This window comes from Pseudomonas sp. FSL L8-0168 (assembly GCF_037976155.1).
In the GTDB taxonomy this organism is placed as follows: domain Bacteria; phylum Pseudomonadota; class Gammaproteobacteria; order Pseudomonadales; family Pseudomonadaceae; genus Aquipseudomonas; species Aquipseudomonas paracarnis.
In genome coordinates, this window is record NZ_CP150262.1 from 5499351 (window position 1) to 5512283 (window position 12933).

Annotated in this window: 10 protein-coding genes; all 10 read left to right on the forward strand. The window is 61.8% G+C overall.

The window, feature by feature from the left end; translation table 11 throughout:
- Nucleotides 1-76: 76 nt before the first annotated feature.
- Entirely contained in the window at nt 77-1432 is a 1356-nt protein-coding gene (locus MHH62_RS25280; protein ID WP_014716368.1) for a TolC family outer membrane protein, read from the forward strand.
- 40 nt (nt 1433-1472) lie between these two features.
- A complete protein-coding gene (locus MHH62_RS25285; RefSeq protein WP_019819525.1) occupies nt 1473-3629 on the forward strand; it encodes a type I secretion system permease/ATPase in 2157 nt (718 codons plus the stop codon).
- A complete protein-coding gene (locus MHH62_RS25290; protein ID WP_014716369.1) occupies nt 3619-4983 on the forward strand; it encodes an HlyD family type I secretion periplasmic adaptor subunit in 1365 nt (454 codons plus the stop codon). The genes MHH62_RS25285 and MHH62_RS25290 overlap by 11 nt, the downstream gene beginning before the upstream one ends.
- Nucleotides 4984-5198: 215 nt before the next feature.
- A complete protein-coding gene (locus tag MHH62_RS25295) occupies nt 5199-6071 on the forward strand; it encodes a TauD/TfdA family dioxygenase (RefSeq protein ID WP_339232098.1) in 873 nt (290 codons plus the stop codon).
- A 60-nt stretch (nt 6072-6131) separates the two neighbouring features.
- A complete protein-coding gene (locus tag MHH62_RS25300; protein WP_003187445.1) occupies nt 6132-7052 on the forward strand; it encodes a LysR family transcriptional regulator in 921 nt (306 codons plus the stop codon).
- Nucleotides 7053-7278: 226 nt separating this feature from the next.
- Complete coding sequence (locus MHH62_RS25305) at nt 7279-8814, forward strand: MFS transporter (RefSeq protein ID WP_236466536.1); 1536 nt, start codon at nt 7279-7281, stop codon at nt 8812-8814.
- 15 nt (nt 8815-8829) lie between these two features.
- Entirely contained in the window at nt 8830-9888 is a 1059-nt protein-coding gene (locus MHH62_RS25310; protein ID WP_014716373.1) for an HlyD family secretion protein, read from the forward strand.
- Nucleotides 9885-11330 carry an efflux transporter outer membrane subunit gene (locus MHH62_RS25315; RefSeq protein ID WP_014716374.1) on the forward strand — a complete coding sequence of 482 codons (1446 nt, stop codon included), beginning with the start codon at nt 9885-9887 and terminating at the stop codon, nt 11328-11330. The genes MHH62_RS25310 and MHH62_RS25315 overlap by 4 nt, the downstream gene beginning before the upstream one ends.
- A 74-nt stretch (nt 11331-11404) precedes the next feature.
- Nucleotides 11405-11914: a sigma-70 family RNA polymerase sigma factor gene (locus MHH62_RS25320; RefSeq protein WP_019819531.1), complete on the forward strand. Its 510-nt coding sequence runs from the start codon at nt 11405-11407 to the stop codon at nt 11912-11914.
- The gene (locus MHH62_RS25325) at nt 11911-12861 is read left to right on the forward strand and encodes a FecR domain-containing protein (protein ID WP_014716376.1); all 951 of its coding nucleotides are present in this window, start codon (nt 11911-11913) and stop codon (nt 12859-12861) included. The genes MHH62_RS25320 and MHH62_RS25325 overlap by 4 nt, the downstream gene beginning before the upstream one ends.
- The last annotated feature ends 72 nt before the right edge of the window (nt 12862-12933 follow it).

Sequence of the window (12933 nt, forward strand, 5' to 3'; positions counted from 1 at the left end):
CATTACGGTAGCCATTATCCGACGCAGCGGTGCTAATCGCTGTGATTTAAGACAAGAAGTCTTGGGGAAATTTTAAATGCGTCTGCACCTGTTCAAGGCAATACCGTTCGCTCTCGCCGCCAGTTTCGTACAAGCCCAGACACTGCCCCAAGCCATGCAACAGGCATTGGATGTACACCCGGAAATCCAGGCGGGTGTTAACAGCCGCATCGCCGCCGATTACCAATTGCGCGCCGCACAAGGTGGCTACCTGCCGCGTGTCGATCTGAACGCCGGATACGGCCGCCAAGGAACCGACAACGCCACCACCCGCGCCAACAACCCTGGCGGCAATCACTGGGACACGCTCAATCGCGGCGAATCCAGCCTGCGCCTGCAGCAAATGATTTTTGACGGTTTTGCTACCTCCAGCGAAGTCGGGCGTCAACAAGCCAACGTTAATTCCCGCGCTTACTCCTTGCTGGGGACTTCCGAGCGCACTGCGCTGACCGTTGCCCAGGTTTACCTGGAAGTATTGACCCGCCGTGAGTTCGTACGCCTGGCCGAAGACAACCTGCGCAACCACGAGCGCATCTACGACCAGATCAAGTTGCGCACCGAGCGCGGCGTCGGCAACGGTGCCGACCAGGACCAGGCTGAAGCCCGCCTGGCCCAGGCCCGTAACAACTTGATCACCGAGCAGACCAACCTGGCCGATGCGCAGGTCAACTACCTCAGCGCCGTCGGCCAGATGCCCGACGAACTCGAGCGTCCGGCCCCGTTCATGGCCATGCTGCCGGCAGACCTGAATGAAGCCCGTCGCCAGATGCTCGACAACAGCCCGGTACTGCGTTCGGCCGAGTCGGATATCTCTGCCGCCGAGAAGCAGTACGACGCCGCCAAATCCACCTTCTACCCACGCTTTGACGCTGAGCTGGGCACCAACGCCGACAACAACGTCTCCGGTGACCCCAACCACAGCAATGGCTGGGAAGCCATGGTGCGCATGCGCTTCAACCTGTTCGCCGGTGGCAGCAACAAGGCCGACCTGCAATCGAAGTCCTACCAGGCCAACCAGGCGTTGGACATTCGCAACAACGCCTTGCGCCAACTCAATGAAGAGCTAGGCTTGGCTTGGAACGCCCTGAACAACGCCAACGCGCAATTGCCGGTTGCCCAGCAGTACGTGGATCACAGCACTCGCGTACGTACGTCCTACCAGCAACAGTTCAGCCTTGGTCAACGTACCCTGTTGGATTTGCTCGACAGCGAAAATGAATTGTTCACCGCTTCCCGCCGCCTGGAAGAAATCAAGAACATTCAGTTATTTACTCAGTACCGAATCAAGGCGACCATGGGCGAATTGCTCAAGAGCCAGGGAGTGGTTGCACCAATGGCCTCCGTCGTGCAGAACGACGTGAAACCTAAAGTCCAACTGCCTGGGATGAATTGAGCCACCCCAATAGCCCCATCTGTTAGTCGAGAGTGCCCGCGTGGAACCTGAAGTCAGTCGAGTTCATCTCAGTCATGATCCACGCGCACTGCACGACGACCCGTTACTCGACGGGTTGTTGGCGCTCTGCGCCCTGCATCAAAAACCGGCCAGTGCGGCCATGCTCACCACCGGCCTGCCGCTGCCTTCGCAACGGTTGAGTGCCGAGTTGCTATCGCGTGCCGCTGCGCGGGCCGGGTTGCAAGGCCGGCTGCTGCAACGCAAGCTGGAACAGATCCCGACCATTGCACTGCCGGCGCTGCTGTTGCTCAAGGACGGTCGCAGTACCGTGCTGGTGGGCTGGGAGGGCGAAGATCAAGCGCGGATCCTGCTCAGCGAAAGCGACGGCGGTGAAGTGCTGATCAAGCGCGAAGCACTGGCCGACGACTACATCGGCAAAGTCTTCTTTGCACAACCGCAGCACAAGTTCGACGTCAACCACGGCAGCCTGATTCCGCGGGCACGCTCGTGGTTCCGTGACACCCTCATGCGTTCACGCTGGCTCTACACCGACGCCATCGCCGCCAGCTTCCTGATCAACATCATCGCCATGGCCGCGCCGCTGTTCGTGATGAACGTGTACGACCGCGTCGTGCCGAACCAGGCCACCGCCACCCTGTGGGTGCTGGCCGTGGGTATCTGTGGTGCCTACCTGTTCGACCTGATCCTCAAGAGCCTGCGCAGCCTGTGCCTGGACCTGGCCGGTAAAAAAACCGACCTGATCATCTCGGCCACGCTGTTCGAGCGCATCGTCGGCATGTCCATGAAATACCGCCCGGCGCGGGTCGGCAGCTTCGCGCAGAACATCCACGAGTTTCAAAGCCTGCGCGACTTCCTCGCGTCGCTGACCCTCACCAGCCTGATCGACCTGCCGTTTACGCTGCTGATCTTCCTGGTCATCGCCATTCTCGGCGGGCACCTGGTGTGGATTCCAGTGTTGGCGTTCCCGCTCGCCCTGGGCATCGGCTACGCCTTGCAGAAGCCCCTGGTCGCGACCATGGAACGCACGATGGCGCTGGCCGCCGAGCGCCAGTCGAGCCTGATCGAAACCCTCGCCGGGCTCGATGCGGTCAAGGTCAACAATGCCGAAAGCGAGCGCCAGTATGGCTGGGAGCAGACCATCGGCACCCTTAGCCGGCTTGAGCTGCGGGTGAAGTTGCTGTCGGGCCTGTCGATGAACATGACCCTGCTGATCCAGCAACTGGCCGGCGTGATCATGATCGTGTTCGGCGTGTACCAGATCATCGACGGCAACCTCAGCATGGGCGGCCTGATTGCCTGCTACATGCTCAGTGGCCGCGCCTTGAGCCCGTTGGCCTCGCTGTCGGGCCTGCTGACGCGCTACCAGCAAGCCAAGGTCACCATGACCTCGGTGGACCAGATGATGGAGCTGCCCCAGGAGCGCAACTTCGAAGAGCGCCCCATGAGCCGTCGCACCCTGCAAGGCGCCATCGAGTGCCGGGGCCTGAACTTCACTTACCCGAACCAGCAGAACCTGGCGCTGAAGAACATCAACCTGGTGATCAAGCCAGGGGAGAAAATCGGCATCATCGGCCGCAGCGGCTCGGGCAAAAGCTCCCTGGCCAAGTTGATCGTCGGCCTTTACCAACCCGACTCCGGCTCCTTGCTGGTGGACGGCGTGGACGTGCGCCAGATCGACGTGAGCGAGCTGCGCCACAACATCGGCTATGTCGCCCAAGATATTCAATTGCTGGCCGGCACCCTGCGTGACAACCTGGTCAGCGGTGCGCGCTACGTCGAGGATGAAATGGTTTTGCAAGCTGCCGAACTGGCCGGCGTGCACGAATTTGCCCGTCTGCATCCCCAAGGCTACGAACTGCAAGTCGGCGAGCGTGGGCAGAACCTGTCCGGCGGCCAGCGCCAGAACGTTGCCCTGGCCCGTGCGCTGCTGCTCAACCCGCCCATGCTGCTGCTGGACGAACCCACCAGCGCCATGGACAACACCGGTGAAGAACGCTTGAAGCAACGCCTGCAAGCCGTGGTGCAAAACAAAACCGTGGTGCTGGTCACGCACCGAGCCTCACTGCTCTCCCTGGTTGATCGCCTGCTGGTGGTCGACCGTGGGCAGATTCTCGCGGACGGCCCGAAAGCCGTGGTCATGGAAGCGTTGAAGAAGGGGCAGATCAGTGTTGCTTAACTCCATCAAGAGTGCGGTCGGCCGCTACTTCAAAGGCTCCGATTCGCTGCAGGGCCAGCCGCTGCCCGAGGTCAACAAGGCGCTGATCGAAGATGCGCCACGGGTCATCCGCCTGACCATCTGGGCGATCATCGCGTTCTTTGTATTCCTGGTGGTGTGGGCCGGTTTCTCCCAGATAGACGAAGTGACCCGTGGCGACGGCAAGGCGATTCCGTCGTCCAAGTTGCAGAAAATCCAGAACCTGGAAGGCGGTATCGTCGCCGAGTTGTACGTCAAGGAAGGCCAGATCGTAGAGGCCGGCGCGCCGTTGATTCGTCTCGACGACACGCGGTTTGTCTCCAACGCCGGGGAAACCGAAGCCCTGCGCCTGGCCATGCAACTGCGCGTCGAGCGTTTGAGCGCGCAGGTGGATGACCGTCCGCTGAACATCCCTGACGAGGTGTTAAAGGCCGCGCCGAGCCAGGCCGCCAACGAGCGCTCCTTGTATGAAAGCCGCCGTCAACAGTTGAAGGATGAAGTGGGCGGTTTGCAGGAACAACTGGTACAGCGCCAACAGGAACTGCGCGAGTTCACTTCCAAGCAGGGCCAATACCGCAGCCAGTTGTCCCTGCAACGCCAGGAAATCAACATGTCCGAGCCGCTGGTGGCCCAGGGCGCGGTGTCGCCGGTAGAAGTGCTGCGCCTCAAGCGCGCCGAAATGGAAACCCGCGGACAGTTGGACGCTACCACTCTAGCGATCCCGCGTGCTGAATCGGCGATCAAGGAAGTGCAACGCAAGATCGATGAAACCCGCGGCAAATTCCGCAGCGAAGCCCTGACCCAACTCAACGAAGCCCGTACAGAACTGAACAAGGCCGAGTCCACCGGCCGCGCGCTGGAAGACCGGGTCAGCCGCACCCTGGTCACGTCGCCCGTGCGCGGGATCGTCAAGCAGTTGCTGGTCAACACCGTTGGCGGTGTGATCCAGCCGGGCAGCGACATGGTCGAAATCGTGCCGCTGGACGACACCCTGCTGGTAGAAGCCAAGATCCGCCCGCAAGACATCGCCTTCCTGCACCCAGGGCAGGAAGCGGTGGTCAAGTTCACCGCTTACGACTACACGGTCTACGGTGGCCTGAAGGCCAAGCTCGAACGCATCGGCGCCGACACCATCACTGATGAAGACAAGAAGACCACCTACTACATGATCACTCTGCGCACCGACCGCAGCCACTTGGGCACCGATGAGAAGCCGCTGCTGATCATCCCCGGCATGGTTGCTTCGGTGGATATCATCACCGGCAAGAAAAGCATCCTCAGCTATCTGCTAAAACCGATCATCAAGGCGCGGGCCGAGGCGTTGCACGAGCGTTGATTTTTATCGCTGGTACTGACGCCTTCGCGAGCAAGCCCGCTCCCACCTTGGAATGCATTCCAAATGTGGGAGCGGGCTTGCTCGCGAAAGGGCCATCAGCGTCACCGCGTATAAAATGTCTACCTCAAAACGCCATATCAATATGCTCTAACGGTATTTAAAGTCCGGTTGTTATACCTATAAATTCACTCCCCTGTCCGCCGGGAATGAATCAAATGTCTGCCACCACCGCCCTCCAAAGCTTCGACATCCACCCGTTCCCCGGCAGCGTCGGCGCCGAGATCATCGGCCTGGACTTATCCCGTCCAGTCAACGAGCAGGACTTCGCCCGCATCCACCGCGCACACTTGGAGCATCACGTCATCGTGTTCCGCGACCAACGCATCACCCCCGAACAACAGATCGCCTTCAGCCGCCGTTTCGGCGTGTTGCAGATCCATGTGCTCAAACAGTTCCTGTTGGCCAACCACCCCGAGATCCTGATCGTCTCCAATATCATCGAGAATGGCCAATCCATCGGCCTGGGGGATGCGGGCAAGTTCTGGCATTCGGACCTGTCATACAAAGAACTGCCCAGCCTGGGTTCGATGCTGCATGCCCAGGAACTGCCATCTGAAGGCGGCGACACCCTGTTCGCCGATATGCACAAAGCCTGGGAGCACTTGCCAGGCCACCTGCGCAACGCCGTCGAAGGCCGCAGCGCCGCGCATTCCTACACGGCGCGCTACAGCGAAACCAAATTCGAAGGCAACTGGCGCCCAACCCTCACCCCGGAACAGCTCGCCCAGGTTGCCGAAGTGGTGCATCCGGTGGTGCGCACCCACCCGGAAAACGGCCGCAAGGCGCTGTTCGTCAGCGAGGGCTTCACCACCCGTATCGTCGGCCTGCCCGATGATGAAAGCCGTGACCTGCTGGCCCAGCTCTACGCCCATAGCGTGCTGCCGGAAAACATCTACCGCCACCAGTGGCAGCCCCACGACCTGGTGTTCTGGGACAACCGCTCGCTGATCCACCTGGCCGCCGGGTGCCCAAGCCACCTGCGGCGCAAATTGTTCCGCACCACCATTCAGGGTGACGCGCCTTTCTAACCCGATAAAGCCTGCTAGGATTGCGCCCAGTTCACTCCCAACGAACCACGAGTGCTTGGCATGCAACTACCGGACATGAACCTGTTGGTCGCCCTCGACGCGTTGCTCGACGAGGGCAGTGTGGTGGGCGCCGCGCGGCGGATGAACCTCAGCCCGGCCGCCATGAGCCGCACCCTCACGCGTATCCGTGAAGCGGTCGGTGACCCGATCCTGGTGCGTGCCGGCCGTGGCCTGGTGCCGACGCCCAAGGCGCTCGAGCTGCAAGGCCAGGTGCGCAATGTGGTGGAGCAGGCTGCGTTGTTGTTCCGTTCGGCGGACCAAGTCGATTTGAGCACCTTGCGCCGTCGTTTCAGCGTGCGCGCCAATGACTTTTTCATCGGCGTGTATGGCGGGCGACTGTTCGACACCATGGAGCGTGTGGCGCCGCTGTGTGAGCTGCGCTTTGTGCCCGAAGGCGACACTGACGATGAAGCCCTGCGCGAAGGGCGGTTGGACTTGCGGGTGAGCAACACCATGCCGGCCAGCCCGGAAGTGAAGGTGCAGAACCTGTTCTCCACCACCTTTGTCGGTCTGGCGCGGCAAGACCACCCGTTGTTCGACGAAGAAATCACGGCGGCACGCTTTGCCAGCTATTCCCACATCAGTATCTCCCGGCGTGGCATCGCCCGTGGGCCCATCGATACAGCGTTGAATGCTCAAGGCCTGGAGCGCCGTGTGGCCATGATCGCCCCAGGCTTTCACGGTGCGATGTTCATGCTGCCCGATTCCGACCTGCTGTTGCCGGTACCCAAGGAAGCCCTCCTGAGCGCCAAGCGTCTGAACCTGCCACTGCGCGCATTTGCCTTGCCGATTCCACTGCAAACCCTGGTTCTGGCCCAATCCTGGCACCCACGCTTCGACAAAGACCCGGCCCATAAGTGGCTGCGCGAAACCATGCGCGAGAGCTGTCATGCCACCTGGCTAGAAGCCCAGCCGGTATAAAGCGAACGCAATCAATGTGGGAGCTGGCTTGCCTGCGATAGCGGCGCGTCAGACAACACATTTTCATCTGTCAGGCCGCAATCGCAGGCAAGCCAGCTCCCACAGGGTTCAGTGTTGATGTTCAAAGTTGCGTCTGACGCACTTATAACCTGCTAACAAGTAACTTTTTGTCATGAGAGTGCCTGATTAAACTGCTCGGGTATTTCTTATTCCGAGTTACCTGTTCATGACGTCCCTCGCTGCCCCCGTCCTCCAGGCCGCAGCCAAACCTACGGCTCTGAGCCCACCCGTATTCGGCCCGCGCATCATCATCGGCTTGCTCGGCGTATTGCTGGCGGTACTGGTCTCCGGTCTCAACGAAATGGTCACCAAGGTCGCCCTCGCCGATATCCGTGGTGCGCTATACATCGGCTTTGATGAAGGCACCTGGCTGGTCGCCGCCTACACCGCCACTTCCGTGGCAGCCATGGCGTTTGCGCCGTGGTGTTCGGTGACGTTTTCCCTGCGCCGTTTCACGCTGTGCGCCATCGGCTTGTTCACCGTGCTGGGCATCCTCTGCCCGTTCGCACCCAACTACGAAAGCCTGCTGCTGCTGCGTACCGTGCAAGGTCTGGCCGGTGGCGCGCTGCCGCCGATGCTGATGACCGTGGCACTGCGTTTCCTGCCGGCCAACGTCAAGCTGTATGGCCTGGCCGGTTACGCACTGACCGCCACCTTCGGCCCCAGCCTGGGCACGCCGCTGGCGGCGTTGTGGACCGAATACGTCGGCTGGCAGTGGGCGTTCTGGCAGATCGTCGCGCCGTGCCTGCTGGCCATGGCGGCCGTGGCCTACGGTTTGCCACAAGACCCACTGCGCCTGGAGCGCTTCAAGCAGTTCAACTGGCGTGGTTTGCTGTTGGGCTTCCCGGCGATTTGCATGCTGGTGATCGGCCTGTTGCAAGGCAATCGCCTGGACTGGTTCGAGTCGGGCCTGATTACCTTCCTGCTGTGTGGCGGCACAGTGTTGCTGGCGCTGTTCATGCTCAACGAATGGTCACAGCCACTGCCCTTCTTCAACTTGCAGATGCTCGGCCTGCGCAACCTGGCGTTTGCCTTGATCGTGCTGGCCGGCGTGCTGATGGTGCTGACCTCGGTGATCATCATCCCGTCCAGTTTCCTCGCTCAGGTTCAGGGCTACCGGCCGCTGCAGACCGCACCGGTGATGCTGCTGATGGCGTTGCCGCAGTTGATCGCGCTGCCGCTGGTGGCGGCGCTGTGCAACCTGCGCTGGGTCGATTGCCGCTGGGTGCTGGGCATTGGCCTGAGTATGTTGGTGCTGTGCTGCCTCGGCAGTTCCCACCTGACCTCGGCGTGGATTCGTGACGACTTTTATGGCTGGTACCTGCTGCAGATTTTCGGTCAGCCCATGGCCGTGCTGCCGCTGCTGATGCTGTCCACCGGCAGTATCCAACCCATCGAAGGGCCGTTTGCCTCGGCCTGGTTCAACACCGTCAAGGGCCTGGCCGCTGTGATCGCCACTGCGGTGCTGGATACATTGACCACCCAGCGCGGGCATTTCCATTCAACCATGTTAGTAGACCGCCTGGGCAATTCGCCCCTTGCCGACGCTGACGCGCCGGGCCTCGCCCAACGCTTGCACGAGCAGACCGTGGTGCTGACCTCTTCGGATCTTTACGTCGTCATGGCCGGTGTCGCGGTGGCGTTGATCCTTCTGATTTTCTGGATGCCCACGCGGATCTTTCCGCCTCGCGCTCCGGCCTGACCACAAGGACTTTCCATGAAACGCAAAGATAAAATTGCCGTCTCCGTTATCGCCGTATTTGCCGTCGGTGTGCTGGTTTACCTGGTTGCGCCGGGCGTACTGGGCAGCAAGCACCAGACCACCAACGACGCCTTCGTCGCGGCGGATTTCACCCTGGTCGCTCCCCGCGTTGCCGGCTTTATCAAGGAAGTGCTGGTGGAAGACAACCAGCGTGTCAAAGCCGGGCAACTGTTGGCGTTGATCGACGACCGCGATTTTCGCGCCGCCGCCCAGGCCGCCGATGCCGACACCCTGGTCGCCCAGGCCCAGCTGAAAAACGCCAGCGCGACCCTGGAGCGCCAAAGCTCGGTGATCGCCCAGGCCCAGGCCACCGTGGCAGCAGATCGCGCCGAAGTGGCCTTTGCCGAACACGAACTGAACCGCTACAACCACCTTGCCGGCGTCGGTGCGGGCACCGTGCAGAACGCCCAGCAAGCCAAGACGCGCATCGACCAGGCTACTGCGCGCCTGGCTAAATCCACCGCCGTGCTGGCCGCCGAACGCAAGCAGGTGGAAATCCTCACCGCCCAGCGTGACGCCGCCGAAGGTGGACTCAAACGCGCCCAGGCCGCGCTGGAAATGGCCAGTTATCAGCTGTCTTACACGCGCATTGTCGCACCGGTGGATGGCATGGTCGGTGAGCGTGCGGTGCGGGTCGGCGCCTACGTGACACCGGGCAGCAAGATCCTTGCGGTCGTGCCGCTTTCTGAAGCCTATGTGGTGGCCAATTTCCAAGAGACCCAACTGTCGCATATGCACGCGGGGCAAGCGGTGCAAGTCAGCGTCGACAGCCTTGACGGCGAACTGCTCAAAGGCCATCTGGAAAGCCTTGCGCCAGCCACGGGAGTGACCTTCGCCTCGGTCAAACCCGACAACGCCACCGGCAACTTCACCAAGGTGGTGCAGCGTATTCCGGTGAAGATCGTGCTTGAGCCGAACCAGCCATTGACTGAGCGCCTGCGCGTGGGCATGTCGGTAGAAGCCAGCGTCGATACCCGACCCGTCGAGCAGCAGCGTGAGGTGGCCCAGCAATGAAACACGTTGCCTGGCTCACCTTGAGCCTGATCACCCTGAGTGCCTGCACGGTCGGTCCCGACTTCCAGCGGCCCGAGAGCCCGCAGATCAATCAATGGAGCGAACCTCAGGGCCGACAAGCTGCCAGCCGTGCCGTCAGCGATCCCTTGCAGGAGCGCTGGTGGGACGTGTTCCACGACGCGCAGCTCTCAGCCCTGACACGCCGCGCCCTCAGCGATAACCTCGACCTGAAGTTGGCCAGCAGCCGCCTGCAACAGAGCCGCGCGGTACGTCAGGTAACCACCGCCGAGCGCTACCCGAATGTCGATGCGGGCGGCGGCTACCAGCGCAAACGTAACAGTGGCAAAGGCTTGAACGACCCCTCCGGCGAGAATGGCCGCGCAGCCTTCAACCAATGGGACATGGGCTTCTCGGCCTCTTGGGAGCTGGATTTCTGGGGCCGGGTCAAGCGTGAAACCGAAGCAGCCGACGCCACGCTGGAAGTTGCCGAAAACGACCGTCGCGCCGTGTTGTTATCGGTGCTGGCCGAGACTGCCCAGGACTATATCCAACTGCGCGGCGTCCAAAACACCCGTGCCGTCACCGAGCAAAACCTTGATGTTGCGCGCCACAGCCTCAAGCTCTCGCAATTGCGGTTGGCCGACGGCGTGGCCACCGACCTGGATGTGGCCGAAGCCGCCGCCCAGGTCGCGGCTATCGAAGCGCGCCTGCCGGATTTACAACAGCGCCAGGACCAATTGATCAACGCCCTTAGCCTGCTGATGGGCGAGCCGCCGCAGGCCTTGCACGCGCAGTTGTCCAAAGACGCTCCCGTGCCGCAAACCCAACGCCAGGTCGCGATCGGCCTGCCATCGGAACTCGCCGAGCGTCGCCCCGACATCCGCCAAGCCGAAGCCCGCCTGCACGCTGCCACTGCCAGCATCGGCGTGGCCAAGGGCGACTTCTACCCGCGCATCACCCTGTCTGGCAGCCTCGGCTCCCAAGCCATGCAGCTCTCGGATTTCGGCTCCTGGGGTTCCCGTGCCTTTGCCTTCGGCCCGCAGTTGAGCCTGCCGCTGTTCAACGGCGGGCGCCTGCAAGGCATGGTGGATTTACGCGAAGCCCAGCAACAGGAAGCGGCCCTGGCCTACCAGCAAACCGTGCTGCGTGCCTGGCATGAAATCGACGACCAACTGACCCGCTACAACGCCAGCCAACTGCGCCGCGACAGCCTCGCGGAAGCCGTGCGCCAGAACCAAATTGCGCTGACCACCGCCCAACACCAGTACGTCGAAGGCGTGGCGGATTTCGTCAACGTACTCACCGTGCAGAGTGCGTTGTTGGCGACTCAGGAGCAGTGGGTAGAGAGCTCCACCGGCGTGTCATTGGCCATGGTCGGGCTGTACAAAGCGTTGGGAGGAGGGTGGGAGTCGGTGTATCCGTTGCAGGCCGCTGGGCGCTGAGTGAGAAAGAGTTTTTGTCAGTCGTCAAATAAGATGTAATGATAATTGCTCTCAATAACACTTCTGAGCTTTTCATGGGCATCGCGACTGACGGCCAGCAACAGCTTCACATCCTGTACCGTGACCATCACGGCTGGCTGCAAGGCTGGTTGCGCAAGCGCCTGGGCGACCGTGAGCAGGCCGCCGATGTGGCGCAGGACACCTTCCTGCGCCTGCTGGTGGCCGGGCGTTTCCCGGGTGACAAGGAAAGCCGCAGCTATTTGGCGCAGATCGCCCGTAACCTGGTGATCGACCAATGGCGCCGCCTGCGCATCGAACGTGCGTACCTGGAAAGCATCGCGCACCTGCCCGAGCCCGAGTCGCCTTCCCTGGAAACCCGCGCGCTGATCCTCGAAACCCTGATGCAGATCGACGCCATGCTCGACCGCATGCCCGACAATGTACGCCGTGCGTTTTTACTTTCGCAGTTCGAAGGCTTGAGCTATGCGCAAATCGCCGAACGCCTGGGCGTCACCGTCAGCTCGGTGCAGAAGTACATGACCCGCGCCATCGTCGCCTGCTACCAGGTGGTGTACGAAGAATGAAGCACGACGCGCCCATCGCCCCCGCGATTGTCGAGCAAGCCAGCGAGTGGTTGATGCTGCAATGGGGCGGCGAGCTCAAGGGCGAGCAGCGCCAGGCGTTTGCCCGCTGGCAGGCCGCTGACCCGGAACACCGCCGCGCCTGGCAGCGCTTGCAGCAGCTGCAACACACCCTGGGCGGTGTACCTGCCGACAGCGCTCGCGCGGTATTGCGCGACACCCCGGATACCCAGCGTCGGGCCGCGCTCAAACTGCTCGGCCTGCTGTTGGTGGCCGGTGGCAGCGGCTACCTGGTGCAACGCAGCGAACCCTGGCGAGCGGCCTTTGCAGAGCTGCGTACCGCCACGGGCGAAATTCGCCATATGACCTTGAGCGACGGCACGCAACTGGACCTCAACAGTGACAGCGCCGTAGACCTGCGTTTCAGCGCTACCGAACGACGTATTCGGCTGATCCGAGGCGAGGTCTTGCTGACCAGCGGCCACGATGCCTCGCGCCCGCTGATCGTCGAAACGCCTGCCGGTGATGTACAGGCGTTGGGCACGCGCTTTGCGGTACGTGAATTGCCCGACGGCAGCCGTGTGGATTTGTATGAAGGTTGCCTGCGGGTCACGCCGTTGCAGGGTGCGCCGGTGCATATGCAGGCAGGGGACAGCCTGTGGTTCAACGCGCGTCAAAGCACCGCGTTGCCGGCAGTGAGCGCCAATGCCAGCAGTTGGACCGAGCATCGTCTGGTTGCCGAACGTCAGCCGTTGGGTGAGTTCGTGGCGCAACTGAGTCGCTACCGCCCGGGCCTGTTGCGCTGTGATCAGGCGGTGTCGAACCTGCTGTTGACCGGCGTGTTCCCGCTGAACGACACCGACGCGATCCTGGCCGCCTTGGAGCGTTCGTTGCCCGTGCACGTGCAGGCGGTGACCCGTTATTGGGTAACGATCAAGGCGCGGATCTGAAAATACTTTGTACAGGGCTTGTCGGTTTTTGCGGCCCGTTCGGGATACCTCTTGAAAGCCAATCAAGAAGCG

Coding starts and splice junctions, on each gene's coding strand:
- MHH62_RS25280 (WP_014716368.1), top strand. CDS start 77: ATGCGTCTGCACCTGTTCAAGGCAATACCGTTCGCTCTCGCCGCCAGT.
- MHH62_RS25295 (WP_339232098.1), top strand. CDS start 5,199: ATGTCTGCCACCACCGCCCTCCAAAGCTTCGACATCCACCCGTTCCCC.
- MHH62_RS25300 (WP_003187445.1), top strand. CDS start 6,132: ATGCAACTACCGGACATGAACCTGTTGGTCGCCCTCGACGCGTTGCTC.
- MHH62_RS25305 (WP_236466536.1), top strand. CDS start 7,279: ATGACGTCCCTCGCTGCCCCCGTCCTCCAGGCCGCAGCCAAACCTACG.
- MHH62_RS25310 (WP_014716373.1), top strand. CDS start 8,830: ATGAAACGCAAAGATAAAATTGCCGTCTCCGTTATCGCCGTATTTGCC.
- MHH62_RS25315 (WP_014716374.1), top strand. CDS start 9,885: ATGAAACACGTTGCCTGGCTCACCTTGAGCCTGATCACCCTGAGTGCC.
- MHH62_RS25320 (WP_019819531.1), top strand. CDS start 11,405: ATGGGCATCGCGACTGACGGCCAGCAACAGCTTCACATCCTGTACCGT.
- MHH62_RS25325 (WP_014716376.1), top strand. CDS start 11,911: ATGAAGCACGACGCGCCCATCGCCCCCGCGATTGTCGAGCAAGCCAGC.